This is a genomic window from Thalassospira sp. (assembly GCF_002709775.1).
Lineage (GTDB): Bacteria > Pseudomonadota > Alphaproteobacteria > Rhodospirillales > Thalassospiraceae > Thalassospira.
In genome coordinates this window covers 43,094-69,452 of sequence record NZ_PAQR01000027.1, presented here as the reverse complement: position 1 = coordinate 69,452, position 26,359 = coordinate 43,094, and the positions used below count along the sequence as shown (strand labels likewise).

General features: G+C 56.2%; 27 protein-coding genes and 1 tRNA gene. 20 read left to right on the top strand and 8 right to left on the bottom strand.

What is annotated here, in order from left to right; translation table 11 throughout:
• Positions 1–883 precede the first annotated feature (883 nt).
• From CMO10_RS11150 to CMO10_RS11125, 6 genes are all read left to right on the top strand, one after another.
• Entirely contained in the window at positions 884–1,588 is a 705-nt protein-coding gene (locus CMO10_RS11150; RefSeq protein WP_044829718.1) for a J domain-containing protein, read from the top strand.
• Between the two features lie 144 nt (positions 1,589–1,732).
• The gene (locus CMO10_RS11145) at positions 1,733–2,851 is read left to right on the top strand and encodes an FIST signal transduction protein (RefSeq protein WP_044829717.1); all 1,119 of its coding nucleotides are present in this window, start codon (positions 1,733–1,735) and stop codon (positions 2,849–2,851) included.
• 153 nt (positions 2,852–3,004) lie between these two features.
• Positions 3,005–4,045 (top strand): NADP(H)-dependent aldo-keto reductase, encoded by a 1,041-nt coding sequence (locus CMO10_RS11140; protein WP_297021956.1) that lies wholly within the window; start codon positions 3,005–3,007, stop codon positions 4,043–4,045.
• Positions 4,046–4,149: 104 nt separating this feature from the next.
• A complete protein-coding gene (locus tag CMO10_RS11135) occupies positions 4,150–5,016 on the top strand; it encodes a pirin family protein (protein WP_297021954.1) in 867 nt (288 codons plus the stop codon).
• Between the two features lie 61 nt (positions 5,017–5,077).
• Positions 5,078–5,674 carry an RNA 2',3'-cyclic phosphodiesterase gene (thpR, locus tag CMO10_RS11130; RefSeq protein ID WP_297021951.1) on the top strand — a complete coding sequence of 199 codons (597 nt, stop codon included), beginning with the start codon at positions 5,078–5,080 and terminating at the stop codon, positions 5,672–5,674.
• Positions 5,671–6,444: a pyrroline-5-carboxylate reductase gene (locus tag CMO10_RS11125; RefSeq protein WP_297021949.1), complete on the top strand. Its 774-nt coding sequence runs from the start codon at positions 5,671–5,673 to the stop codon at positions 6,442–6,444. Before thpR ends, CMO10_RS11125 begins: the two co-directional genes overlap by 4 nt.
• Positions 6,445–6,521: 77 nt before the next feature.
• Here the strand turns inward: CMO10_RS11125 and CMO10_RS11120 are convergent, their stop codons facing one another.
• Positions 6,522–7,184, bottom strand: a complete 663-nt coding sequence (locus tag CMO10_RS11120; protein ID WP_297021948.1) for an NAD(P)-dependent oxidoreductase — start codon at positions 7,182–7,184, stop codon at positions 6,522–6,524.
• A gap of 34 nt (positions 7,185–7,218) precedes the next feature.
• The gene (locus CMO10_RS11115) at positions 7,219–8,124 is read right to left on the bottom strand and encodes an EamA family transporter (RefSeq protein WP_297021945.1); all 906 of its coding nucleotides are present in this window, start codon (positions 8,122–8,124) and stop codon (positions 7,219–7,221) included.
• Between the two features lie 81 nt (positions 8,125–8,205).
• On the opposite strand from CMO10_RS11115, the gene CMO10_RS11110 reads away from it, so the two are divergent.
• The gene (locus CMO10_RS11110) at positions 8,206–8,712 is read left to right on the top strand and encodes a MarR family winged helix-turn-helix transcriptional regulator (RefSeq protein WP_297021942.1); all 507 of its coding nucleotides are present in this window, start codon (positions 8,206–8,208) and stop codon (positions 8,710–8,712) included.
• A 1-nt stretch (position 8,713) separates the two neighbouring features.
• Here CMO10_RS11110 and CMO10_RS11105 read toward each other — a convergent pair whose 3' ends face one another.
• Together CMO10_RS11105 and CMO10_RS11100 are read right to left on the bottom strand one after the other, a co-directional pair.
• Positions 8,714–8,896 (bottom strand): hypothetical protein, encoded by a 183-nt coding sequence (locus CMO10_RS11105; RefSeq protein WP_297021940.1) that lies wholly within the window; start codon positions 8,894–8,896, stop codon positions 8,714–8,716.
• Positions 8,897–9,047: 151 nt separating this feature from the next.
• Positions 9,048–9,137: transfer RNA gene (locus CMO10_RS11100), tRNA-Ser, on the bottom strand.
• Positions 9,138–9,487: 350 nt separating this feature from the next.
• Between CMO10_RS11100 and CMO10_RS11095 the strand changes: the two genes are divergently transcribed.
• The 3 genes from CMO10_RS11095 (at position 9,488) to CMO10_RS11085 (ending at position 12,260) form a co-directional block, all read left to right on the top strand.
• The gene (locus CMO10_RS11095) at positions 9,488–9,793 is read left to right on the top strand and encodes a hypothetical protein (RefSeq protein ID WP_044829709.1); all 306 of its coding nucleotides are present in this window, start codon (positions 9,488–9,490) and stop codon (positions 9,791–9,793) included.
• 128 nt (positions 9,794–9,921) lie between these two features.
• Positions 9,922–10,914, top strand: coding sequence for an NADPH:quinone oxidoreductase family protein (locus CMO10_RS11090; RefSeq protein ID WP_297021937.1), 993 nt, complete (start codon positions 9,922–9,924; stop codon positions 10,912–10,914).
• Positions 10,915–10,991: 77 nt separating this feature from the next.
• Positions 10,992–12,260 (top strand): class I SAM-dependent methyltransferase, encoded by a 1,269-nt coding sequence (locus CMO10_RS11085; RefSeq protein ID WP_297021935.1) that lies wholly within the window; start codon positions 10,992–10,994, stop codon positions 12,258–12,260.
• A gap of 257 nt (positions 12,261–12,517) precedes the next feature.
• Here CMO10_RS11085 and CMO10_RS11080 read toward each other — a convergent pair whose 3' ends face one another.
• The gene (locus tag CMO10_RS11080; protein ID WP_044829706.1) at positions 12,518–12,727 is read right to left on the bottom strand and encodes a DUF1127 domain-containing protein; all 210 of its coding nucleotides are present in this window, start codon (positions 12,725–12,727) and stop codon (positions 12,518–12,520) included.
• Between the two features lie 156 nt (positions 12,728–12,883).
• Here CMO10_RS11080 and gcvA point away from each other — a divergent pair, with 156 nt between their 5' ends.
• From gcvA to CMO10_RS11045, 7 genes are all read left to right on the top strand, one after another.
• Positions 12,884–13,819: a transcriptional regulator GcvA gene (gene gcvA, locus CMO10_RS11075; protein WP_297021930.1), complete on the top strand. Its 936-nt coding sequence runs from the start codon at positions 12,884–12,886 to the stop codon at positions 13,817–13,819.
• Between the two features lie 174 nt (positions 13,820–13,993).
• Positions 13,994–15,946 carry an extracellular solute-binding protein gene (locus CMO10_RS11070; RefSeq protein WP_297021927.1) on the top strand — a complete coding sequence of 651 codons (1,953 nt, stop codon included), beginning with the start codon at positions 13,994–13,996 and terminating at the stop codon, positions 15,944–15,946.
• A gap of 3 nt (positions 15,947–15,949) precedes the next feature.
• Positions 15,950–17,077, top strand: coding sequence for a microcin C ABC transporter permease YejB (locus tag CMO10_RS11065; RefSeq protein ID WP_297021926.1), 1,128 nt, complete (start codon positions 15,950–15,952; stop codon positions 17,075–17,077).
• Between the two features lie 2 nt (positions 17,078–17,079).
• The gene (locus tag CMO10_RS11060; protein ID WP_297021924.1) at positions 17,080–18,111 is read left to right on the top strand and encodes an ABC transporter permease; all 1,032 of its coding nucleotides are present in this window, start codon (positions 17,080–17,082) and stop codon (positions 18,109–18,111) included.
• A gap of 9 nt (positions 18,112–18,120) precedes the next feature.
• Positions 18,121–19,755, top strand: a complete 1,635-nt coding sequence (locus tag CMO10_RS11055) for an ABC transporter ATP-binding protein (RefSeq protein WP_297021922.1) — start codon at positions 18,121–18,123, stop codon at positions 19,753–19,755.
• A gap of 162 nt (positions 19,756–19,917) precedes the next feature.
• Complete coding sequence (locus CMO10_RS11050; protein ID WP_297021920.1) at positions 19,918–20,529, top strand: hypothetical protein; 612 nt, start codon at positions 19,918–19,920, stop codon at positions 20,527–20,529.
• Positions 20,530–20,694: 165 nt separating this feature from the next.
• Positions 20,695–21,402, top strand: a complete 708-nt coding sequence (locus tag CMO10_RS11045) for a LysE family translocator (RefSeq protein ID WP_297021918.1) — start codon at positions 20,695–20,697, stop codon at positions 21,400–21,402.
• A 272-nt stretch (positions 21,403–21,674) separates the two neighbouring features.
• On the opposite strand, the gene CMO10_RS11040 is transcribed toward CMO10_RS11045, so the two are convergent.
• Both CMO10_RS11040 and CMO10_RS11035 read right to left on the bottom strand, forming a co-directional pair.
• Positions 21,675–22,022 carry a MarR family transcriptional regulator gene (locus CMO10_RS11040; protein WP_044829699.1) on the bottom strand — a complete coding sequence of 116 codons (348 nt, stop codon included), beginning with the start codon at positions 22,020–22,022 and terminating at the stop codon, positions 21,675–21,677.
• Between the two features lie 90 nt (positions 22,023–22,112).
• On the bottom strand, positions 22,113–23,525 hold the full coding sequence (locus tag CMO10_RS11035; RefSeq protein WP_297021914.1) for a leucyl aminopeptidase family protein: 1,413 nt from the start codon (positions 23,523–23,525) through the stop codon (positions 22,113–22,115).
• 248 nt (positions 23,526–23,773) lie between these two features.
• On the opposite strand from CMO10_RS11035, the gene CMO10_RS11030 reads away from it, so the two are divergent.
• The 3 genes from CMO10_RS11030 to CMO10_RS11020 all read left to right on the top strand — a co-directional run bounded on the left by CMO10_RS11030 (position 23,774) and on the right by CMO10_RS11020 (position 25,426).
• A complete protein-coding gene (locus CMO10_RS11030) occupies positions 23,774–24,433 on the top strand; it encodes a glutathione S-transferase family protein (RefSeq protein WP_297021911.1) in 660 nt (219 codons plus the stop codon).
• Positions 24,434–24,436: 3 nt separating this feature from the next.
• Positions 24,437–25,072 (top strand): uracil-DNA glycosylase family protein, encoded by a 636-nt coding sequence (locus CMO10_RS11025; protein WP_297021908.1) that lies wholly within the window; start codon positions 24,437–24,439, stop codon positions 25,070–25,072.
• A 66-nt stretch (positions 25,073–25,138) separates the two neighbouring features.
• Complete coding sequence (locus CMO10_RS11020; protein ID WP_297021905.1) at positions 25,139–25,426, top strand: 4a-hydroxytetrahydrobiopterin dehydratase; 288 nt, start codon at positions 25,139–25,141, stop codon at positions 25,424–25,426.
• Positions 25,427–25,510: 84 nt separating this feature from the next.
• On the opposite strand, the gene CMO10_RS11015 is transcribed toward CMO10_RS11020, so the two are convergent.
• The gene (locus CMO10_RS11015) at positions 25,511–26,272 is read right to left on the bottom strand and encodes an SDR family NAD(P)-dependent oxidoreductase (RefSeq protein WP_297021903.1); all 762 of its coding nucleotides are present in this window, start codon (positions 26,270–26,272) and stop codon (positions 25,511–25,513) included.
• Positions 26,273–26,359 lie beyond the last annotated feature (87 nt).

Sequence of the window (26,359 nt, the reverse complement as noted above, 5' to 3'; positions counted from 1 at the left end):
GGGCGGGAAAAGGACGCGTGAACAATTCTTGCGCCCGGTTTTACGGCGATGCGGAAAATCAACCGCTTTCCAAGGGTTTATGCGGCTTTCAGCAGGTTATAAAATTTCACAAATTCCCAAATCAGCGCAATTATGCCGCATCAAAGTCCTAAAAAACTGCATATGTAGATAGAAAACATCAACAACCCGAAACGATTGTCCCGACAAACCCTCCAAAGGCGTGGGGATTCCGCCGGGAAGTTCAAGAACGGAATAATATCAATAAGTTAGATGGTGTAACCCGGTGGTGTTCGCCCCATGAATCTCGCCTGAAAATCCCCATTTGGGGACCAAAACAGGGTGTTTGGTGTGAAATTAACACCTCATTTACTTTCGGTTATGTTCCGAACTGTCTTTTGATTAACTGCATATGTTGTTTTTGAAAATCTTCCCCAACAGGAGGCCGACAGAAAATTCGGAATTTGAAGGTTTTGCCTTTACCGGGAGGTTGAGCGTATTTTGCGGTGAATTTAAGATAAATCTATATAATTCAATACTTTGAGGGACGTCGGCCCCTGTGCTCGCAATGTGCGTTCTGTGGATAACTTCCAACTGGCCGAAATAGGCGTAGCGGGTGTGGGAAATACACGTCAGATGCCAAATTATCAGCGATATCAATATGTTGATCGGCATAAGGGGACTCCTTTGATTCCCAACGAGTCGCCAATTGGCCTGTGAATGAATCGGAAGCGATTCAATTTTGACTGCAAATGCAGTTGCAGGGGCCGGAATCCGTCGATACACTTCGTAAATATCAAGCTGAACGGCAAGTGTGATCTGCGCATTCAACGCTTGGTGTTGTCTATTTAAGTCAAATGCTTCAATGCCTTAAAGGGATTGTTCTGTGTCGTCTTCTTCCACCGTCAAGCAGTCCTACACCATTCCCTGTTCCTCGATCTTTCGCGATGCGGTGCTGCAACTGGCAGAACGGCGCGGTGTTAATGCCGCCGATCTGGCGCGCTCGGTCATGCTGATCGTCCCGGAAAAGGCGATTGAGGAATATCAGGACCCCGGCGACCCGCCGAAAAGTGATCGCGAAACCATTGTGTTGAAGTCCGGACCGGCCGAAGGGCGCCCGTGGCGGCGTAAACCCCGCCTGCAATTGCGCCTGCCGCCGGGCTTTTCGGTGGTCACCGTGCGCAAGGCGCTGCAAATGGCGATCGACTTTGATGCCGGCGATGTAAATATGCGCGTTGAGAAATCCGATGTTCTCGCCGCCGAACGCGCAGCCCTTGAAGAAGCGCGCGCGCTCAAGAAACGTCAGGCGGAACCGCCTGTTGAACTTCTGCAGTCACGTGAAGAACTCGAACGGCTGCGCCAGATTGTTGATAATCTTGCCTTTGATCCGCTGGATCGCGGTGTGACGACCTTTAACGAGGCCCTTCATGTCATGGGCTTTCCGCCAAGTGCCCGTCCGGACCTCCGCGCAATCCGTGCCAAATACCGCGTTCTTGCCGCCATCCACCATCCCGACAGCAATTATGGCTCCCACCAGCGCATGACGCAGCTAAATGCCGCGATGGAGATTTTGCGCAAGCATGTCGCCTGACGGTTGGCTCGGTCTGGGTGACAAACCGCCGTGCTGGCCCTTGTCGAAGGGTTGGCGCAATGCTTAGATGTAGGAAAGTGGATTTCTGGTTCGCGACCGGGCACAAGACCCGGGCAGCCTGACCAGTCAGTAACGGGAGACAGCATGACGGCGGAATTTCGAGCGGCACATGCCAGCGGCGAAAACTGGGCCTCGGTCGCATCCGAGCTTGCAGAACTTCTCGAAAAGGAACCGCTGCCCAAACAGGCGCTGGCTTTTTTATATGTCTCCGAACCGCTTGCCGAAGATCTTGGCAGTATCCTGACCTTCCTGCGTTCCCGCCTGTCGATTGAACACTGGATCGGAACGTCCGGTGTTGGGGTCTGCGGATCGGGGCGGGCCTATTTCGGGGTTCCGGCGGCTTCTGTCATGGTGGCCCCCTTTGCCCGTGACGAATTCCATATCTTCCAACCGCTCAAATCCGATGCCGATCTGGATGCGCCTGATCTGCAAAGCGCGATTGATCGCCTGCAGCCGATCTTTGGTCTGGTGCATGGCGATCCCGGCGCACCCGACAGCCTTGGTCAATTGGCCGAACTGGCGCGATTGGGTTCGACCTATCTGGTGGGCGGCATTGCATCGGGCGAACGTGGCGCGCCACAGATTGCTGATCGTGTGGTTGATGGCGGTCTTTCGGGTGTTCTTTTTGATGGCAAGACCAGTGTCCAGGTCGGCATCAGTCAGGCCTGCACCCCGGTCGGCCCGGTCCATCGCGTGACCGAAGGCCGCGAAGGCATTGTTGCCACGCTTGATGATCGCCCCGCGCTTGAGGTGCTCAAGGAAGAGCTTGATTCTGATGGCGGTGAACAATCCATGGCATCGGGGCGCTATCACGCGGCTCTTATGGTGCCGGGGTCTGATACCGGTGATTTCGTTGTGCGCAATCTGATGGGGATTGATCCGCAAAACAACATGATCGCGATCAGCGGTGATGTGCAGGCGGGTGACGCCATCCGCTTTGTCCGCCGTGATGGGGCGGCCGCCGAGCAGGATTTGCGTCGTATGCTGGCTGATTTGCAAAAACGCCTGCCGGGAAAACCGCGCGGTGCGCTTTATTGCAGCTGTGTCGCTCGTGGCCCGCATCTGTTTGGCACCGAAAGCCGCGAAATGATGATCATTCGTGATGAATTGGGCGATTTGCCACTGACCGGTTTTTACGGCAATGGCGAAATTTGCAATGACCGTTTCTATGGCTATACCGGGGTTCTGACCCTGTTTATCTAGCGCATTGCCTCGCGCCCCTAACGCCCGATCACAAGAAATTTCCCCGTCAGCGGTTTCATCACGCGATCAAGCGGATATATTCATACCATTGCAAAATCATGTACCGCACCGATCCAGTGGGTCGCGCGGTGCAAAACAGGGGAATAATTTCATATGGAATATCGTCGACTGGGGCGGACTGACATTGATGTCAGCGTGATCTGCCTTGGCACCATGACCTGGGGCCAGCAGAACACACAGGAAGAAGCTTTCGAACAGCTTGATTACGCCACTGCCAACGAAGTCAATTTCATCGATACCGCCGAAATGTATCCGGTCCCGGCGATGGAAGAGACCTTTACCGCCACCGAAACCATCATCGGCAACTGGCTGGAAAAACGCGGTCGTCGTGATGACCTCGTAATTGCCACCAAGGTTGTCGGTCCGGCGGATCGCTTCCCCTATGTGCGTGGCGGGCCGCGTCTGACCCGCGGGCAGATTTTTGAGGCAATCGACGGATCGCTCGCCCGTCTTAAGACCGACTATGTCGATCTTTATCAGCTCCACTGGCCGGATCGGAATTCCAACTTCTTCTCCAAACTGGGCTACACCCACGACCCGGAAGAGGAATTCACCCCGATCGAGGAAACGCTGGAAACCCTTGATGAGCTGGTCAAGGCCGGCAAGATCCGCCATATCGGTCTGTCGAATGAAAGCCCGTGGGGCCTGATGAAGTTCCTGGCCCTGGCTGAAAAGAACGGCTGGCCGCGTGTGGCTTCGGTTCAGAATCCCTATAGCCTTCTGACCCGTCAGTATGAAGTCGGCCTGGCTGAATGTTCGATCCGCGAAGATGCCGGGCTTCTCGCCTATTCACCGCTCGGTGGCGGGGCGCTTTCGGGTAAATATCTGGGCGGTGCCCGTCCGGAAGGCGCGCGTGTTTCCAAATGGCCGGAATATTTCGGTCGTTACCTTAAGGAAAACGGCATCAAATCGACCGAGGCCTATGTGAAACTGGCCCGTGATAACGGTCTTGATCCGGCCCAGATGGCGCTGGCCTACGTTAATTCGCGCCCGTTCCTTACCTCGAACATCATTGGCGCGACCAGCATGGAACAGCTGAAATCCAATATCGGTTCGGCCAACATCACGCTTTCGGATCACGTTCTCGAAGAGATCGAGAAAATCCATCAAATCTACACCTATCCCTGCCCGTAAGGCCTTCGCCTTTCGGTCACAGGATCGTCAGATTTTGATCCCAGACTTCAGAGATACGGCGGGGAAACCTGCCGTATCCCTTTTTTCCAAGACGGAGGCGACCCATGGTGACCCGCATTACTGGCAAGGAAGCTGATCTTGGGGATATGACGGTTCGCCGCATCCTGCCCCATCGCGAAGCGCGCGCGGTCGGCCCGTTTGTCTTTTTTGATCACATGGGCCCGGTGAAATTCGAAACCGGCCATGGCGTTGATGTGCCCCCGCATCCGCATATCGGGTTGGCGACCGTCACTTATCTGTTTAATGGTGCGATCCTTCATCGCGACAGTCTCGGCAGCAATATTGAAATCACCCCGGGTGATCTCAACTGGATGCATGCGGGCCGGGGCATTACCCATTCCGAACGCGAAACCGAGATTGTCCGCAATTCCGTTCACGCCCTGCATGGTTTGCAGCTTTGGGTCGCCCTCCCCGAAGAAGACGAGGAATCCGATCCCGCCTTTTATCATGTGCCGAAGGATGACCTGCCCATCATCGAGGATGCCGGTCTTCACATGCGCCTGATCGCGGGCGAGGCCTTTGGCAAAACAGCCCCGGTGCCGGTCAAATCCAAGCTCTATTACCTTGATGTCGCCATGGACGAAGGCGCACAGTTGCTTCTGCCCGGCGAAAATCAGGAAGGCGCGGTTTATGTTGTTTCCGGCACGCTTCTGATTGATGGCAAAAGCTATGACAGCGAAACCCTTGCCTATGTCGCGCCTGAAGAAATCCCCGATATCGTTGCCAAAACCGATTGCCGGGTGATGTTGCTCGGCGGTTTGCCACTTGGCAAACGCCATATCTGGTGGAACTTTGTCTCGAGCAGCAAGGACCGGATCGAAGCCGCCAAGGCCGACTGGGCGGCGGGCAAGTTCCCGCAGATCGATGGCGAGGATGACGCCTTGCCATTGCCGGAACGCTCGACCGGATAAACGTCACGTTTTTGGCGTGACCCCGTTTACTTCCACCCCGAACCTGAATTGGACTTAAGGCATGCGTTTGTTTGTTGGTGTGGAAATTCCCCACGATATTGCGGTGGAGCTTTATCCGCTGGGGCGCGCGATCAAGGGGCTTGATGCCCAGACCCCTGAAAACATGCACATTACGCTCAAATTCATCGGCAATGTCGATCCCGGCCTTGCCGGTGAGATTGATCAGGCACTGTCGCAGGTCGCGTTTGAACCGTTTGATCTGCAGGTGTCCGGCCTTGATATGTTTGCATCCAGCCGCAAGGTCCGCATTTTCTGGGTCGGGGTAAAGGATCAACCGGCACTCCGCCAACTTGCCAACCGGGTGGAAAACGCGCTTGTGGCGCTCGATGAATGCCCGGATATGGATATGCGCAAATTCACCCCGCACATCACACTGGGGCGCAATCGGGATGCGGCGCGCGCATCCATCGAACAGGCGATTGTCGATCATGGTGATGTCAGTTCCCGGGTGTTCACCATTGATCGTTTCTGTTTGTATGAAAGCCACTCCACCGTCGATGGTCCGGAATTTCGCGTGATCGCTGCCTATGATGGCAAGGACGGCCCGATCCAGGAGCCGGACCTGACCGGCGCCTTTGTCACAGAGGATTTTCAATGAAACTTGGCTTTATCGGAACTGGCGCAATCAGCGATGCGGTCATTCGCGGTCTTTTGACCAGTGACTACCCGGCAAGTGAAATCATCGTTTCACGCCGAAGCGCACATATCTCGGAAAAGCTCGCCGCCGACTTTGACCAGGTGCGGGTCGAAGACGACAATCAGGCAATCATTGATCTGTCCGACATGATCTTTCTTGCGGTCCTGCCGCAAATTGCCGGAGATGTGCTTTCAACGCTTCGTGTACCGGACGACAAACAGATTGTCAGTCTGATCGCCACCATTCCGATTGCCGATCTCAAGTTCTGGCTTGGCACCAACGCGCAATGTGATCGCGCCATTCCCCTGCCGCCGGTCGAACATCATGCGTGTGTTACGGCGGTCTATCCGGGCTCGCCCGATGTCATGGCCCTTTTTGAAAAGCTCGGCGGGGCGGTGGCGGTCGAAACCATCGATGCCTTTGATGGCTATGCCACCGGCAGCGCTCTGATGGCGACCTATTTCACCGTGCTTGAAAGTGCCGCACAGTGGATGGTCAAACAGGGATCCGACTATGCCGACGCACGCCGTTACCTCGCAGCACTCTTCTCGGGCCTTGCGCAAAACACCGACAAATCCCCGGATCAAAGCTTCGCCGATCTCTATGAAGGCCACATCACTGCAGGCGGCCTGAATGAACAGGTCGCGCAAACCTTCATCCGCGAAAAGGGCACCGATGCCCTTCATATTGCCCTTGATGAAGTCTTTGCCCGCATCAAGGCCTCTTCCTAAACACTTCCAGACAACAAGAACGGGCGGCCATCAAAGCCGCCCGTTTTGCTGTTCTATATTATAGTGCAGGTAGGTCTTCAGGCAGCCGCCTTGTTCTGATAGCCCACCGTCAGGCGCTGCTGGCCGCCATTGCCGGCTTCGATCAGATCGACCATGGCATAGCCGAAGTCGGAAAAGCTGATCCGCGCCATCCCGTCATGATCAGGCACCAGCGTATCGGTGCCACGGACATATTGACCGGTCAGCGGACCCTGGAACAGCATCGCGGGCGGGCGCAGGCAGGTCCATTGCACATCGTCATACTGATCAAACAGTGCATCCTGCTTCGCACAGGCCTCGGCAATCGGGCGCACGGTATCGGGCAGGAAGTCCGGGGCGGTCAGAACCGTATGGCCGCTGTCATCGGCCAGTTTCAGGGTCGCGGCCCCGCCGGTGAGATAAATCGGGGTTTTGGTTTTGCGCGCGGCATCCAGCAGTATCTTGCTCAGATCGACCAGCAGGCTTTCCGATCCCGTGACCGGGCGGAGTGCGCTGATCGCGATGTCATGCTCTGCCATCAGTGCGGCCACCCGCGCCGGGTTGGTCAGCACATCAAGGCTCTCACGGGTAATATCACCGGGCATATCCGCCAATTTATCGATATTGCGAGCAATCGCAGTGACACTGTGGCCGCGCTTGATGGCTTCATGCAAGGTGGTGGTGCCAACATCGCCAGTGGCGCCAAACAGGATAATTTTCATCGGACGTTTCCTTATATATGTGGGGCGTAAATTTTCAGGTGGTTCGAGGGGCAGGGTCGTTTATCGCGGGCTGAATTGCGGCTGGTGACGCTTTGGGGCGGGCCGCGCGTTGGCCAAGCCAGATGCTTGCCAGCACGACAATCACACCGGCCATCTGAAGGGGGCTGAGCGCCTCGCCCAGAATGATCCAGCCGAGCAAAACCGCACTGGTCGGGCTTAAAAAGCCAAAGCTTGTCACGGTCGTCGGACCCAGTCGCGCAATACCCCGGAACCACAGGAAATAGGTCAGCGCCGCCCCGATCAGACCCAGCCACACCAGACCGGCAAGGTTGGTCAGGTTCGGGATCGGAAAACCGGGCTCAACCATCAGGGCGACCGGGATCAGAAGCAGCCCGCCTGCGGTCAACTGCCAGGCGGTAAAGGTCAGCGGTGAAACCGGCGGCTGCCATTTACGCGTCATCACGGTTCCAGCCGCCATCGATGCGGCCCCCAAAAGGGCAGCGGCAATGCCGATCGGATCAAGGCTGCTGGTCGGGCCAAGCACCAGCATCGCCACCCCGATCAATCCTGAAACCGCGGCAACAATCCCCAGCATCGTAATGCCCGATCCCAGCGCGACGCGGGCCAGAAACAGCACAAGCAACGGCTGGATCGCGCCAAGCGTTGCCGCCACCCCGCCCGGTAGGCGATAGGCCGCAACAAACAGCATCGACCAGAACACCGCAAAGTTCAGCGCGCCCAGAACAAATACCCGGGTCCGCCATCCCGCAGGCGGTAATTGCCGGACAACAAGCAACAGGATCAAACCGGCGGGCAACGCACGCAAAAGCGCGACGGTCAGCGGAAAGCCGTCGGGCAGCATTTCCGTGGTGACGATATAACTGCTCCCCCAGATGATCGGGGCAAGTGCAGTCAGGCATAAATCAGTCGTTCGGCTCATGGGGCATCTCCATTTATCTTGACGTCAAGATATATTCAGAAATCTTGACGTCAAGATAAATATTTGGGAGAACATCAAACCATGGATAAAGTTGATCGCATTCTCGCGCAGTGGCGCCGTGAAAGACCCGACCTCGATGTCACGCAAATGGGCGTGATTGGCCGGGTGGGGCGGCTGCGCAATCAGTTAAGCGCTGCCCACGAACGTGTTTTCAAAAAATACGATCTGTCACCGGCAAGCTTTGATGTTCTGGCAACCCTGCGCCGCTCCGGCCCGCCTTATGCCCTAAGCCCGTCGGAACTCATCGACTGGACCATGGTGACATCGGGCACCATGACCAACCGCTTGGATAAGTTGGAAAAGGCCGGGCTCGTCACGCGCCAGCGCAACCCGGAAGACGGTCGTGGCTTCGTCATTGCGCTTAGCGATCAAGGGTTCAAACTGATCGACGCCGCCGTCACCGACCACGTCGCCAACCAGCATCAGATGATGGAGGCCCTAAGCGCGGATGAGCGCGACCAGATTGATGGCCTGCTGCGCAAATGGCTGGGCGCTATGAATTCGGCCGGGGATTCCGAAGGCAGCTAGATCAGTCATAAACGATGCCTGGGCTCAAAAGCTCAAAGCCCGCAATTTCAAATTCATACATGCCCGATCCATCGGCCTTTTCGGCCCGGGCGATGAGTTTGCCCGCATCGTTGCGGAACACTGCATGTGCCGTATGCAGTGCGCGATAGCAGTGGTTGCCGTCGGGATACAGGTATTTGATCATGGTGCCTCCTTACAAAAGGTCAGCATGAACAATGCCCCCTGACAGCCTGTTGTCAGCAGCCGGGTCAAGCGCACGAAAAACGCGATCTGGTACACGCATATGCGCCGTTTGATCTTGTCTGTCTGGTTCGGGAAATTGCTTTTTAGGTCAATGGCAGAGAGGAGGGGATTCGAACCCCTGAGGGGCTTACACCCCAACACGCTTTCCAGGCGTGCGCCTTAAACCACTCGGCCACCTCTCCACATGCGATCTTTGATATATCGCGAAAGCGGGCGGACATTAGCCGAGACGCCCGCGCTTGACAAGGCCCAATCAGCCTCTTTTTTCACTTTGCTCAAATCCCCCTGAATACCCCCGTAAAGCACCCTGCTGTTTTGGCACTTAACCGTCTGAAACCCTTGGTAATGAAGGCCTTGCCATAATCTTTACTTCTTGTTGAGGTCTCATCCGTAAGGTTTGAGGTAAGCGTTTGCGACTGTTACGCGAAACAGGGGGCCGTGAAAGTCCCCTTTACGACAGACGCACAGACCCGTTAGGGTATCGGCAATATTTACTAATATACCGACCCTGACAGGTAGTTTGGAGAGGATAATGTGGTTTTTCCGGGCGTTGGGATGGTTACTGCTATTCGCCAGCATCGCCGTGCTGGTCGATGATTCCATTACCGCGCTTCAAACAGGCAGCTTTCGATTGGTCGCCGCAGGCGAGCTCTGGTATCGCCTTGATACCGGCAGCCTGAACCTGCTGCAATCCGTCATTCAGCGCTATATTTCTGTCTGGGCGTGGGACACTATCTTTGTGCCTGTTCTGCTGGCCCCGGCGCTTGTCGTGCTGTTCGTGCCGTCCGCCATCCTTCTTCTGCTGACCCGCAAGCGCAAGCGTCAGCGCATTTTCTGATCCCGTCCGATTTTTGCTGTCCTGACCCGCCTGATCCCACGCCGGTTTAGCCCTTTGTCGGCTTGTCTCGGCCTTTTGTGCACGGCACACTGCCGGGCATCAGGATCACAACAGGCAGGAAAACCGGGATGAAGGCGTGGATCTGCAACGCATTTGGTGAAGAACCACAATGGATCGATGCTCCGGGTCCGGTCGCCGGGCCCGGTGAGGTCCTGATTGATGTTGCCGCCTGCGGGGTCAATTTCGCCGATACCCTGATCTTGCTGGGCAAATATCAAAAACGTCCGGAGGGTCCCTTTTCTCCGGGCTTTGAAGTCAGTGGCACGGTCCGTGCCGTTGGCGATGGTGTTACCCACGTCAAACCGGGCGATGCGGTCATGGCGCTGCCCGATTGGGGCGGATATGCCGAGCAGGTCATTGTCGATGGCAGTCTTGTGATTCCGCTGCCCAATGGTGTGGGTTTCGAACAAGCGGCTGCCTTCCAGATCGCCTATGGTACAAGCTGGTTTGCCTTGAAATATCGCGCCGATGTCAAGCCGGGTGAGGTTGTTCTGGTCCATGGTGCGGCCGGCGGGGTTGGCCTGACGGCGGTCGAATGCGCCAAGCTTCTGGGGGCCACCGTAATCGCCACGGCGGGTGGAGCGGACAAATGCCAGATCGCGCGCGATCATGGTGCAGATTATGTGATTGACTACAAATCGGAAAACATCCGCGACCGGGTGCTTGAAATCACAAGCCCGCTTGGAAAGCCAAAAGGGGTCGATGTCGTCTATGATCCGGTTGGCGGGGATGTGTTTGATCAAAGCCTGCGCTGCGTTGCGCCCGGTGCGCGCATGCTTCTGATCGGCTTTGCCAGCGGCACGGTACCGCAAATTCCGGCCAATATCCTGCTGGTCAAGAATGTCACCGCCATCGGCTTTTATTTTGGCGCCTATCTCGAACAGAATCCTGATATCGCACAAGCGGGCATGGCAGAGCTGCTCGATCGCCTGAAATCCGGGGCGATCCGCCCGATGATCTCGCACGTTTATCGTCTTGAAGATGCAATGGATGCTCTGGCTTCCATCCGCGATCGCAGTGCGACCGGCAAGCTGGTCATAGATTGTCGCAAAAACCGCTAAACTGCCGGATTTCCATAATTAATCTAGTGGTATAGGATGTTGCCGTCCCAACCACTTCTCTGCCGGATTTCGCCGCAATGCCCGACGACAAAAACAGGCCCGATCACGTCCAGTCTTCTGAAAAGACCCGTGATCAATATGAAACCTATCCCTATCCGGACCGCAATCCGGAGGATGAGGACAAACGCCTGATTACCGGATCGCCGGGCAACTGGGACGAGGTCGTTCATTTTGTCTTTGGCGGGCGCGATCCATCGGCGAAAGGCAAAATCAAAATCCTTGTCGCGGGTGGCGGCACCGGCGATGCGCTGGTCATGCTGGCCCAGCAGGCGCGTGACCGCAAAGCCAAGGCCGAGATCGTCTATATTGATCTGTCCGAAAGCTCGCGCGCCATTGCCGAAGCCCGCATCAAGCGCCGCAATCTTGAAAAGAACGTCACCTTTGTCACCGGATCTTTTGTTGATCTGGCCGCAGAATACGGCCCGTTTGACTATATTGATTGCTGCGGTGTGCTCCATCACCTGCCCGATCCCGATGCCGGGCTCAAGGCACTGACCGATGCGCTCAAACCCAATGGCGGCATGGGGCTGATGGTCTATGGCGAGTTGGGCCGTCAGGGCGTCTATCACATGCAGGAAATGATGGAGCGCCTTAATGCCGAGGCCGGCGGGGCCAAGCGCCTTCATTTCGGCAAGGCACTGTTCAATTCGCTTCCAGGCACCAACTGGCTCAAACGCAACCCGTTTGTCGGCGATCACATCCATGGGGGCGATGCCGGGTTCTATGACCTTCTTCTGCATCAGCAGGACCGCGCCTATCGCGTCGATCAAGTCTTTGATTTTGTCGAGGGCGCTGGTCTGCGCCTGCAGAACTTTATCGAACCCATGCGCTATGATCCGACCACCTATTGTTCGCGCCATGATGTGCTTGATAAGGCGGTTCATGTGCCGTTTCGCGATCGCGCTGCCCTGGCAGAGCTGATGGCGGGCAACATCACCAAGCACATTTTTTATGTCGTTAAAGCCAAGAACAAGGTCAAACCACCGGTCCCGTCGCCTGAATTGATTCCGACCTTCACTCGTATAGAAGGGGCAACCTTGGCGCGTTCGGTTGCCAAGACCGGCAATATCAAGATCACCTTCACAGGCCTTGCCGTGACGCGCACCATGCCCTCGGCATCGCCCGCGATCCTGTCACGTATTGATGGCAAACGCTCGATTAGCGAGATCTATGACATGTTTGATCCGAAGCCCGAAAAGTTCGAGTTCAACGCCCAGTTCGCGGTGATGTATTCGGTGCTGAACGCGGCAAACCTGATGTATCTGCGCTATCCCGAGAAGAAGTAGCGTATCGCCAAGGCCATTAAAAAAAATGCCGGTCACAAGGGGATTGTGACCGGCATTTATATACGCACTTTCCAACGGGGGGAGGCTGGAATTGCGTTCAGGGATCTTGGGTGCAAAGCCTTATTTAAGGCTAAGGCCTTTCCACGCGTCCATCAGGGCTTCAATCAGAACCTGGAGCGGGAAAGTAATTGCGCTGTGCAGCGGGGATACATTGTTCTGCATGACAAAATACTCGGTATAATGCGCTTGCGCGCGGGTTAAGCTTTCCAGAACGGCTTGGCCGCTTCGCGTTTCGCGTCATAGACGGTCCAGCCGATATCGCGCAGCATGTGTGCGTCCATGTCGGCCAGCTTCTGACGCAGGTCGTAACGTTTGACCCAGGTACGCGGCAGCTCCAGCAGGCTGGTGGCATTGTGATGACGATGGGTGGCGGTGAATGCGCCAACTTCTTTGGTGATAGCAACCATTGCTCTAATCCTTTTAAAACTAGGCCTGCTCTCAACAATTCAGCGGCCCTGCATCGATAATCTCTGTGTTAAACTCAGGGTTACCGGAAAAAATGCTTGCGCTCAAACCACCTTTTGTCATCATTGCATGACTAAAACTCATGCAAAGTGTCTGTCATGAAACGCCGTCCATTGCCGCTAAATGCGCTTCGGGCCTTTGAAGTAGCCGGAAGACTCGAAAGTTTCACCAAAGCGTCACATGAGCTTAACGTGACCCAAGGGGCTGTCAGTCGACAGGTGCAGCATCTCGAAGAGGTGCTCGGTCGTCAGCTGTTTGAGCGCCACCACAGAAGCCTGCGGTTGACCCGTGCGGGTCAGAACCTGTTGGAATCCCTGACACCCGCCTTTGATGCCATCGAAGATGCGGTGGCCAAGGTCGAGGATCGTGCAGATGACACCTTGCTGTCTGTGTCCGCCCCGCTGACATTTTCCATGCGCTGGATCGTGCCACGGCTTGGCCGCTTTCAGATGGAATATCCCGATTTTCAGGTCCAGCTGGGCACCTATAACGATGATCTGGCCTCGGTCGATTTTAACGAGGTCGATATCGCCATCCGCTTTGCCGATCACGCGAACGAACAGCTCGTCCATGAATTCCTGACCGGGGAACGCCTGCTGCCGGTGTGTCACCCAAGCCTTGCCAAGCAACTCAAAACCCCCGAAGACCTCGCGGGTGTTACGCTTCTGCATTGCTCGGCCCAACGTGAAGACTGGCGCATCTGGCTTGAAGGTACGGGCATTCAGGGCGTCGATGGCACCAAGGGGCCGGTATTTGCCACCCTCGATATGGCGATGGAGGCCGCGGCAAGCGGCTTTGGCGTGGTGATTTCCGATCCGGCGATGATCGGGGAATATGTTGTGACTAACCGTTTGACGGTGCCGTTTGATCTGCCGGTCGACAGTCCCTATGCCTATTCGCTGGTCTATCCGCGCGGCCGTCTGGAGCGCCGAAAGGTCAAGGCATTTCGCGATTGGTTGATGGCCGAGATCAAGCTTGAAACCTCCCGGCGAAAACTGAACCAAAAAGACTCGTCCTACGGCAAAGTCACGTGATGGTGCCTTGAAATTGAACGATTTAGTAGTGACTATCAGATACTTCTAGTGTGGTGATATTCACAGGGGCATCATCGCAGGCCCAACTGCTTGCGGACCACCGATTGCACCGCACAGATTAAGTCCACATAATGAAGCAGTGATCAGCTTGCATCAGGGGAAGACGACAATCACATGATTTCGTATGCAGCCAGCATGAAAATGCCGGGCAGGGAACGTCTGGCCATGACCATGACATCCATCCTGTTTGCCGGTGCACTCACCCTGTCTACGGCCATGGTGCCGATAAATCCCGCGAACGCGCAAGGCGGCGAAACACCGGTGATTAACCCGGCACCGACTGTCCCGGTGGATGAGGCCGATCTCGCCCCGCTGACCACCCGATCCCATGGCATTTCGCTTTATGGCGATCTGAAATACGGCCCGGACTTCCATCATTTTGATTACGTGAACCCCGATGCGCCCAAGGGCGGCAGGCTGGTGCAATCCTCGATCGTTGCCTTTGATACGCTCAACCCCTTCACGCTCAAGGGCAACCCGGCCTCGGGCCTAGGCCTGATCTATGACAGCCTGATGGTTGCCAGCGCCGATGAACCCTATGCGATGTATGGTCTGATTGCGCATTCGATCGAAGTCCCCGAAGACCGGTCCTTTGCCATCTTCCATCTCGATCCGCGTGCGCGTTTCCAGGATGGCAGCGAAATCACCGCCGACGACGTCGTGTTTTCCTATGAAATCCTGATCAACAAGGGCAGCCCGGTCTATCGCCAGGTCTTCTCGCAGGTCGAAGGTGCTGAAGTCATCGACGAACTCACCGTCAAATTCACCTTCAAGCCAGGCAATAACCGCGAAACCCCGATGACCGTGGCCGGCATTTCGATCATGCCCAAGAAGTTCTGGGAAGGTAAGGACTTCTCCAAAACCACCTTTGAAATCCCGGTCGGCAGTGGCGCGTATCGCATTGCCAGTATCGAGGCCGGCCGAAGCATTACCTATGAACGGGTCAAGGATTACTGGGCCGAAGACTTCCCGGTCAATCGCGGGCAGAACAACTTCGATACCGTCCATTACGACACCTATCTGGATATGGAGGTCCAGCGTCAGGCGTTCCTCGCGGGCGAATACATGATCCGGTCTGAACATTCATCGCGTGACTGGAACACCGCCTATGACACCCCGGCGGTTCAGCGTGGTGACATTCAAAAGGAATTCATGCCCGATCATTTGCCAAGTGGCATGCAGGCCTATGTCCTGAATGTGCGCAATCCGCTGTTTGCGGACCGGCGCGTGCGCCGTGCCTTGCAATATGGTCTTGATTTCCAATGGCTGAACCGCGCGATGTTCTATGGTGCCTACAGCCGCACCGACAGCTTCTTTGCCAACTCCGAACTGGCCGCAACCGGTGTGCCGACCGGCGCTGAACTGGCTTTGCTGGAACCCTATCGCGATCAGTTGCCTGAACGGCTGTTTACCGAACCCTACAAACTTCCGAACTTCGATGCCCCCAACGGGCGGCGCGATGCCTTGCGTGAATCGATGACGCTTCTGAACGAGGCGGGCTGGGAAGTGCGCGACAAGATTCTGGTCAATAAGGAAACCGGTCAGCCCTTCCGATTTGAGCTGATCATTCGCCAACCCGGTCTGGAAAAGATCGCGCTGGTGGTCAAATCCCGGCTCAAGCAGCTTGGCATTGATATGGACATTCGCCTGATCGATACCGGTCAGTGGGTCAACCGTATTCAGGCCTTCGATTTCGAAGTCACCACCTTCTGGTGGACGCAATCGCTGACCCCGGGCAATGAACAGCGCGTGTTCTGGAGCTCGGAAGCCGCCGATCAACCCGGTTCGCGCAACTTTGCCGGCATCAAGAATCCGGTGGTTGATGCCATGATCGAAAATGTCGCATCTGCCGACAGCTGGGAAGAACTGGTCGCATCCACCCGTGCACTTGATCGTGTGCTGCTGTGGGGCGATTACGTTATTCCGCAATGGTATCTCGGTGGGGATCGCATGGTCTGGTGGAACATCTTTGGCCGCCCGGACACGGTTCCGCTCAAGGGCATGTCGATCATGCGCTGGTGGATGGATCCGGACAAGGCCGCCAAACTGCAGATGGGGGGCAACTAGGCCATGCTGAATTATATCCTTCGGCGTTTGCTTCTGATCCCGGTCACGCTGTTTGGCATCATGTTGCTGAACTTTGTGATCATTCAATTCGCCCCGGGCGGCCCGGTCGAACAAGTCATTGCCCAGCTTCAGGGCACAGATGTTTCCGCGACCGCGCGTGTCACCAATCAGGGGGCTGAAAGCGGATCGGGCGGTGGGGGCGGTTCTGCCGCATCTTCTGCCTCGGGCAATAACTTCTCATCGACATCGAACTATCGCGGGGCGCAGGGGCTTGATCCCGAAGTCATCAAACAGCTCGAAGTGCAGTTCGGCTTTGATAAGCCGGCACACGAACGCTTCTGGATGATGATGAAGAACTATCTGACGTTCGATTTCGGCCAAAGCTACTTCCAGGATCGCGACGTGGTCGATCTGGTGCTTGATAAAATGCCGGTCTCGATCTCGCTGGGGATATGGTCGACGCTGATCATTTACATCATCTCGATCCCGCTAGGCATTACCAAGGCGGTGCGTGATGGCTCGAACTTCGATATCTGGTCGTCTGCTGCTATCATTGTCGGCTTTGCCATTCCGGGCTTCCTGTTTGCCGTCATGCTGATCGTGCTGTTTGCCGGCGGGGCTTATCTCGATTGGTTCCCGTTACGCGGGCTGACATCATCCAACTGGGAACAGCTATCGCTTTGGGGCAAGATTGTTGATTATTTCTGGCATCTTGCCCTGCCGATCATAGCGCTTACGATTTCGGGTTTTGCGACCCTTACCATGCTGACCAAGAACTCGTTTTTGGATGAGATCAACAAGCAGTATGTCGTGACCGCACGCGCCAAGGGGCTGAGTGAAAAGCGTGTGCTTTATGGCCATGTTTTCCGCAACGCCATGCTTCTGATCATTGCCGGTTTCCCCAGTGCCTTGGTCGGTATGCTCTTTACCGGGTCGGTTCTGATCGAGGTGATCTTCTCACTCGATGGTCTTGGCCTGCTTGGCTTTAACGCGGTGATGACGCGTGATTATCCGGTGATGTTTGCCACCCTTTATTTCTTCACGCTGTTTGGTCTGATCATGAACCTGATCAGTGACCTCAGTTATCACTTTGTTGATCCGCGGATCGACTTTGAAGGGCGGGGGAATTGATCATGTTTAATGCTGTTCTCTCTCCGCTTAACCGTCGGCGTCTGTCAAACTTCAAGGCCAACAAGCGCGGCTATTGGTCGCTTGTGATCTTTGCCATCCTGTTTGTCATTTGTCTGGTGGCCGAACTGGTCGCCAATGACAAACCGATCTTCGTCAAATATGGCGATGACTGGTATATCCCGATCCTGTCCGACCATCCCGAAACGGCCTATGGCGGCGATTTTGACGTCGAGACCGATTTCTATGATCCCTATATTCAGGACAAGATTGCCGAAAACGGTTTTGCCATCTGGCCCGTCATTCCGTTTTCCTATGACACCATCGATTTCGAAATGCGCGAACCACAACCAGCCCCGCCCTCCATGCGCCATTTGCTGGGCACCGATGAATTGGGCCGCGATGTTCTTGCGCGCCTGATCTATGGCTTCCGGATTTCGATCCTGTTTGGTCTGGCACTGACCGCGGTCAGTTCCGTGATCGGTATTGCCGCCGGGGCCGTGCAGGGCTATTTCGGCGGTTGGGTCGATCTGGGCTTCCAGCGTGTGATCGAAATCTGGTCGGGTTTGCCGCAACTCTTCATCCTGATCATTCTCGCAAGCCTGTTTGCGCCGGGTTTCTGGACGCTTTTATTCATCCTTGTTCTGTTTAGCTGGATGAGTTTGACCGGTCTTGTCCGTGCCGAATTCCTGCGTGCGCGTAACTTTGAATATGTCCGGGCTGCGCGTGCACTTGGCATGACCGATTACCGGATCATGTATCGCCATGTTCTGCCCAATGCGATGGTCGCAACCATCACCTTCCTGCCGTTTGTGCTGAATGGATCGATTGTCGCCCTCACCTCGCTCGACTTCCTGTCGCTTGGCATGCCGCCCGGCTCGCCGTCGCTTGGTGAATTGCTCTCGCAGGGCAAGAATAACCTGCAGGCTCCCTGGCTTGGTCTGACGGCCTTCTTTGCCATTGCGGTGATGCTCAGCCTTCTGATCTTTATCGGCGAGGCGGTGCGCGATGCGTTCGATCCGCGCAAGACGTTTTAGGAGACGGAAATGACATGCTCGACAGAAATTCAACCGCTCCTGACGATCAAGGACCTCTCGGTCAAATTCGCCGATGTAACGGCGGTCAAGGACGTGTCCTTTAGCCTTAAGCGCGGCCAGACGATGGCGCTTGTCGGTGAAAGTGGCTCCGGCAAATCGGTCACGGCCCTTTCGATCCTGCAATTGCTGCCCTATCCGCGCGCAAGCCACCCGTCGGGCTCCATCGTCTTTGACGGGCAGGAAATGGTCGGTGCCAAGGAACGCCCGCTGCGCAAGATCCGTGGCAACCGGATCTCGATGATCTTTCAGGAACCGATGACGTCGCTGAACCCGCTGCACAATATCGAAAAGCAGATCGGCGAGGTGCTGTTGCTCCACAAGGGCCTTCGTGGGTCCAAGGCACGGGCGCGCATTCTGGAACTACTGGAACTCGTTGGCATTCCCGATCCGGCCTCCCGGCTCAAGGCCCTGCCGCATGAGCTTTCCGGCGGCCAGCGCCAGCGTGTGATGATCGCCATGGCGCTTGCCAACGAACCGGAATTGCTGATTGCCGACGAGCCGACAACGGCCCTTGATGTCACCATTCAGGCGCAGATCCTCGAACTGCTCAAGGACCTGCAGGACAAGCTCGGCATGGCGCTTCTGCTGATCACCCATGATCTGCAGATCGTTCAGAAAATGGCGCAGACCGTCTGTGTGATGAAGGATGGCGAGATAGTCGAAGCTGGCGAAGCCCACGCGCTCTTTGACGCGCCCAAGCACGCCTACACCAAAAAGCTGCTCTCGGCCGTACCCAGTGGCGAAGCACCTGCCTTGCCCGAAAACGCAAGCGATCTGCTTGAAACCAGCAACATCCATGTGCAGTTCCCGATTGGTCGCAAGGGCATCCTTGGCCGCCCTGATCATTACCTCAATGCGGTGGATCAGATTTCGCTGACGCTCAAGCAGGGTGAAACCCTTGGCATTGTCGGGGAAAGTGGGTCGGGCAAGACCACACTTGCCATGGCGATTCTGCGGCTTTTGAAATCAAGCGGCGATATCCGCTTTGCCGGGCAGGATATCCGTAGCTTTGCCGGGGCGGATTTGCGCAAGCTCCGCCGCGACATGCAGGTCGTGTTCCAAGATCCGTTCGGATCCCTCAGCCCGCGTATGTCGATTGCCCAGATCGTCGGCGAGGGTCTTGAAATCCACGAACCAACGCTTTCCAAGACCGAACGCGAGTCCCGCATTGCCGAGGCCCTGTCGGAGGTCGACCTGCCGCAAAATGCCATGGACCGCTATCCGCACGAATTCTCCGGCGGGCAGCGTCAACGCATTTCCATTGCCCGCGCATTGGTCCTGAAACCACGCTTTATCGTACTGGATGAACCGACCTCTGCCCTTGATATGTCGGTACAGGCGCAGATCGTCGAATTGCTGCGTGATTTGCAGGCGCGCCATAAAATGGCATACTTGTTCATCAGTCATGATTTGCGCGTTGTGCGTGCAGTGTCTCATCGCGTCATGGTCATGCAGGGTGGCAAGCTGGTCGAAAGCGGCGCGGCGGCTGATGTGTTTGACAACCCGACGCAGCCCTACACCAAGGCCCTGCTGGCAGCGGCCCTTGATCTTCGGGCGGCGGGAACGGAATTTGTTGCCAGCTAGGTCGGAAGTCTGATGCCTGATCGGTTGCAACCCGTCTGAAAAGGCAATAAAAACAGGACTGTAAAGTCAGGTTTAAGGGTAAATATGTTGTCACGTGCGATCCAAAATCGAACCGGACATCGACTTTTCGGCCATCTGCTGATCACGGCACTGGTGCTTGCCATGTTTGCATTGGTAACCCCGGCCGCCCGGGCCAGCGATCCGCCCGCAGATGACGCCAACACCGAAGAACCCGAAGAACCGGCCGTTCCCGAAATTCCCGAAACAGTTGTTGTACCTGATCCGGTCTCCTTGACCATCGTCTTGCGCAAAAGCGGTGCTATTCGCCAGATTGTCTTTAACATCTGGCTTGAAGGAACCTCGCGCCAGGCGGCCGGGCTGATCGAACAACGCCTGCCCAAGGTCATCAACGCCTTCCTGGTCGATCTGCAGCGCCTGATGTATCGCGATACCGAACAGCGCTATGAAACCCGCGAACCGGGCAAGCGCAGCTTTAAATATGTCGGTCCCGATCTTCTGCCGCCCCCGCCACCCAAGACCGAGGAAGAGCTGGCCGCTGAAGCCGAAGCCGCCGCCGAGGCCGAGGAAAAAGGCGAGGAACTCGTCAAGGAACCACCCTTCAGCCCGTTCCAGCCGGCCGGCAATCGCTATTTCGCCGCCCTTCAGAACAAGCTGCTGCGCACCGGACAGAATGTCCTTCCGCCCGACACCCTGCGCTCGGTCCAGATCCGCATGTTCTATGACTTCTGGCCGGGCGACGCCAAACCGCGCTAAAGGCGGGTGCGCTCACCAACCTTCCTAGCTCGCAAGCATCGCTTGTCTTCGCGCCACCTCCACGGCCTGCGCAGTTCACGCATGGCCCATTGCCAAACCGGCACTTGTCAACTTGTCGGGCTGTGTGTGATATCCGGGGCTGTCGTCACCGGAGTTGCCCCGACCATGTCCTTTGAAATCTGGCTCAGTTTTACCCTGCTGGTCTTTTTGCTCGTCCTGACACCCGGACCCAGCATCCTGATTGGCATGTCGCATGCGCTCCGTTATGGTGCGCGGCCGACCCTGATGACCGCCCTTGGCGATGTCACGGCCAACATGATCCAGATGCTGATTGCGGCTCTTGGTGTCGGGGCGATCCTGGCAACATCAGAAACCGCCTTTGGCGTTGTCAAATGGTGTGGCGTTGCCTTTCTGTTAGCACTCGGTTTGATGTCCTTTTTCCGCAAGCCCACGGAAATCAAGATCAAAACCGGATACGAAACGAATAATCAGGCGGGTTTTGAGTCGGCAAATCCCCTGCGTCTGTTTCGCGAAGGCTTTCTGGTTGCGGCTGGTAACCCCAAGGCGATTGCCTTTTTCGGAGCACTGTTTCCGCAATTCGTCGATCCCGGTCAGCCGCTCGCAATGCAGCTGGTGATCCTTGGCGCGACCTTCGTGTTTCTTGATTACAGTTTCGTAATGATTTACGCGATGGGGGCGGCGCGGGTCATGCCCTGGCTGGTTAGACGGGGTGGCACGAACGTTATCGCGCGGCTGTCTGGTGGCGTTTTGATCGTCGCAGCAGGTCTTTTGGCCCTGATCGAGATGCCCGAAACCATGGCGGGCCCTCATCCGACCCCGGAAGCCCCTGTAAGCCAATACTCGGCCAAATAACGCCCATAGACCAACTATGGGTCGCCGGGGTGTTGCCTAACACATTGATCACAAAAGAAGAAAGCACGCGCTACCCGTAGCCTTTGGTAGGCGCATTACAGACCAACCGGTCTGTATATAGCGATTTTTCGCCATATCAGATGTCATGCATTTAAGATGGGGAAGATTTGCTGTCCTAAACGGCCGATTTCACAAGGCTGGGCCTTGGATAGGGGCGTTTTTCGCTGTTCTGATCCGCACTCGGATGTCAGCAGATTTGTTTTACAGCCGGATCAATCGGTCTCAAGACCGGCGGCGACGATGATGTCACCGAATTCACGCAGGAAGACCGAGCCTTTAACCGTACGCTGAACCAGCACCGAACGGCGGTCTTCTTCATCGACCTTGCGTTTGACCATGCCAAGCGAGCTCAGACGATCTAGGGCACGGGTAATGGCAGGCTTGGAAATATTCAGCGCTTCGGAAAGGCCACGCACGGTATGCGGGGCCGGGGTCAGGTAAACGCTCAGTAACAAGGCCATCTGTCGGGCCGACAGGTCGGGGGAATCCCGACGCACACTTTCAACAATCGCGATACGCCAAAGGTCAAGCGCCTGAGACGGTTTGATCTCGATCGACATGTTTGTGCCCAACAATTTATTTGTTACGAATACGTAATCTCTACCTGACCCCTGCCTTGATGTCAAAGGTGTAATTGCCAAAAAAACAATTTACGGTTTGGTTGGGTTCCCGTAACGATCCTTGATCAGCTTGAAGGCGGCCCGGATGCCCTGTGCTTCGCCACCTGTCGGGCGACCCGGACGGTCGGACGGGTTCCAGGCCATCAGATCGATATGCGCCCAGCTTTTTGCCCCCTCGGCAAAGCGATCAAGGAACAGGGCAGCAATGATCGCACCACCAAACGGGCTGCCGGAAATATTGTTCATGTCGGCTGCCTTGCTATCAAGCTGGCTGCGGTAATCATCCCAAAGCGGCAAACGCCACAGCGGATCATTTTCAGCCAAGCCGGTTTCCATCAAGCCATTGGCCAGATCATCGTCATTGGAAAACAGGGCCGGCAAACCCAAACCAAGTGCGACGCGCGCCGCCCCGGTCAGGGTCGCGAAATCAAGCAGCATTTCCGGGTCTTCCGAGGCCGCCTCGGTCAGGGCATCTGAAAGCACAATGCGTCCTTCGGCATCGGTATTGCCAACCTCGACCGTGATGCCCTTGCGGGTTTGCAAAATGTCACTCGGGCGATAGGCACGACCCGACACCATGTTTTCAACTGCCGGGATCAAAACGCGCAACCGCACCGGTAGATTGGCCGCCATGATCATGCGCGCAAGGCCAAGAACCTGTGCCGAACCACCCATGTCCTTTTTCATCAAAAGCATGTTGCTGGATGGCTTAAGGTCATAGCCCCCGGTGTCAAAACACACACCCTTGCCGACCAGCGTGATCTTCGGTGCGCTTTCATCACCCCATTTAAGGTCAATCAGGCGCGGCTCGCGATCGCTGCCATGGCCAACCGTGTGAATGGCCGGGTAATTTTGCGTGAGCAGGTCCTGACCAACAATCGCGCTCACGTTTGCGCCAAATTCGGCACCGAGCGCCTTGGCGGCTTCTTCAAGCTCGGCCGGACCCATGTCATTGGCCGGCACATTGATCAGATCGCGCGCAAGGCCAATACCGCGTGCAATATTCTCGGCCCGTTTGGTGGCGTCAGTGTCGTGCAGGGCAAATTTGGCACGCTTGTCCTTTTTGCCGTCATCCTTGCGATAACGATCAAACTGATACCCACCAAGATAAAGACCAAGGGCGGCCTTCTCATAAAGATCATCGTCGTTCGCCAGATCATCGGAAAGGGCATAGGTCCCGGCCGGAAGCGATTTCGGCAAACCGGCAAAATCCCAGATCGCCTTGGCATCATTTGCGTACCCGATCAGGACCGAGCCTACCGATCCATCTCCACCGGGAAGGGAAAGTTGCGTTCCGCGCTTACCCTCAAATCCGTTCGCAGTGATCCATGACTTGGTCGTCTCAGATTGCGTGGCAAGCCAGCTTTCAAAGCCGCTTTCAAGGATCGGGGTGATGGGGGTCGGATTGGAAGAAGGATCGCGTGCGATGATGTGCTCGTACAATTTAAGACTTCCCTGCTGGTGACGGGTGGTAATCTACTGAAAGGGCCGCGGCCAAAGCTTGCGACCCATCAGGATGCGTTTACAAGATATGTTGCCTGATCTTACGGCTGCCACCCCCTAAGGGCAATCGGCGAAACAATCGCGTTTCATAGGGGCGTTTGTCTGCTTGAACCCACTGGCCAAAGACCAGATAGTATTCGTCCTGCTCATTATCTGCGCCATCCGTAAAACGCTCCAAGGGGCTCGCCATGCAATCCGTACCTGTTCTTTATATCGGCAATAAAAACTATTCCTCCTGGTCGCTGCGCGCCTGGCTTGGCCTGCGGGTTGCCGGCGTGGAATTTGAGGAAAAGCTCGTTCCGCTCCGCACAGAAGAATGGGCGGCCAAGGCCCCGGTCTTCTCACCAAGTGCCAAGGTCCCGGCCTTTTTTGACGGCAGCAAAACCATCTGGGAAGCACTTGGCATCCTCGAATACATTGCCGATAGCCAGCCCGATACCATGCTCTGGCCGCTTGATATCGATGTGCGTGCCATAGCCCGTTCTGTGGCGCTTGAAATGCATGGCGGCTTTGGGTCTTTGCGAAGCTCCATGCCGATGAATTGCCGCAAAAGCCTGCCGGGTCTTGGCCGCAATCCGGGTGTCGATAAGGACATCAACCGCATCACTGAAATCTTCAAGATGTGCCGCACGGGGTACGGGCAGGGCGGTGATTTCCTGTTTGGTCATTTCTCGATTGCCGATGCCATGTATGCCCCGGTGGTCTCGCGGTTCAAAACCTATGGCGTGACGCTCGATCCGATTGGCAATGCCTATATGGAAACCATGCTTGCCCTGCCGGAAATGCAGGAATGGTTCAAGGCCGCCGCAGAAGAAGAATGGGTGATCGCGGAAGAAGAGGTCAAATAACCCATGCCGGGGCTAAGCGGTAAACTGCCCGAAATTGATCCGATGGGCGGCGATGCTGCCCTTGATCGGCTTCTGGCAGAGGTCCGGGCGTGCCGTATCTGTGCCGGCGACCTGCCCCTTGGTCCGCGGCCGGTTGTGCGCATGGCAAAATCGGCGCGCATTCTGGTCATCGGGCAGGCACCCGGCACGCGTGTGCATGAAACCGGCCTGCCATGGAATGATGCGTCGGGGGATCGGCTGCGGGACTGGCTGGGGCTGTCAATTGATGATTTTTACAATCCGGCCAAGCTCGCCATCATGCCGATGGGCTTTTGCTATCCCGGCCGCTTTGATCGTGGGGGCGATCTGCCACCCCGCCCGGAATGCGCACCAACATGGCATGATGCGCTCCGCCAACATCTGCCCGATATCGGCCTGACGCTTCTGATCGGGCAATATGCGCAAGCGCGCTATCTCGGTAAGCGCCGCGCCAAAACCATGACCGAAACCGTGCATCGGTTTGAGGCGTTTCTGGGTGACGACATCCTGCCGATGCCCCATCCAAGCTGGCGCAATACCGCCTGGATGAAAAAGAACCCGTGGTTTGAAAGTGACCTTTTGCCCGTGCTGCAAGACCGTGTGCAGGGCTTGCTCGGTTAAGCCGATTTGGGCCGTGCCGGATCATATGTTTCAATGAGACAAGACTTCGCGAAAAGGAGGCACCCCATGGCCAAACTCGACACATCCACCATCGAAACCGCGCTTGCTGATTTGCCCGGCTGGACGCTTGCCGAAGATGGCCTGTCCATCGCGCGCAGCTATAAATTCCGCGATTTCAACGCGGCCTTTGGCTTCATGAGCCGGGTCGCCCTGATGGCTGAAAAAATGGATCACCATCCCGAATGGTTCAATGTCTACAACAAGGTCGACGTCACCCTGACCACGCATAGCGACGGTGGTGTCACGCAAAAGGACATTGATCTCGCAACCTTCTGCAACATGGCTGTCGGGTAAAACGCTTGCAATAAAATACGCCCTGCCGCTGGGGGTCGGCAGGGCGCGTTGGCTGCGGTGATAAAGAAGCGAAATCGTGTGGGACTATTTCGGTTCCAGCCGGACCGCGCCATCAATGCGAATGGTCTCGCCATTGATCATTTCATTTTCACAGATATGCATCGCCAGACGGCCATATTCATACGGATCGCCCAGGCGTTTCGGGAATGGCGTATTGGCCGCCAGGCTTTCCTGAACTTCATCCGGCAGGCCCATCAACATCGGTGTGCCAAACAGACCCGGCGCGATGGACACCACCCGAACCCCGTGGCGCGCCAATTCACGCGCCGCCGGCAGGGTAAGCGACGCCACCCCGCCCTTGGACGCGGCATAGGCCGCCTGTCCGATCTGGCCTTCGAAGGCTGCGATGGATGCCGTGTTGACAATCACCCCGCGTTCGCCGGACCCGGATGGGGTGTTCTGGCTCATCGCGGTGGCGGCAACCCGCATCATGTTGAATGTGCCAATCAGATTGACCGTGATCACCTTCGAAAACGCCGCAAGATCGGCCGGGCCTTCGCGCCCGACAATGCGTTCTCCATGAACAATCCCGGCACAGTTCACAAGGATCGATGGAATGCCAAGTTCCTTGACGACTTCGGAAATCGCGTGCTCGACACTTTCGGCATTGGAAACATCCACGCCATAGCCAATCCCGCCAAGTTTGGCCGCGGTCGCCTTGGCGCCGTCCTCATTCAGATCAAAGGCCGCAATCTTTGCCCCGGCATTTGCCAGTGTCTCTGCCGTTGCCGCACCCAAGCCGGACGCAGCCCCGGTAACAATGGCAATCGAACACTTGATTTGCATGGCGTGAAGCCTCCAGATGCGTGTATTTCTGATTAATTTGGTATTTGTATACCAAATTATATCTTTTACCGGCAAGGGCTATTCTGG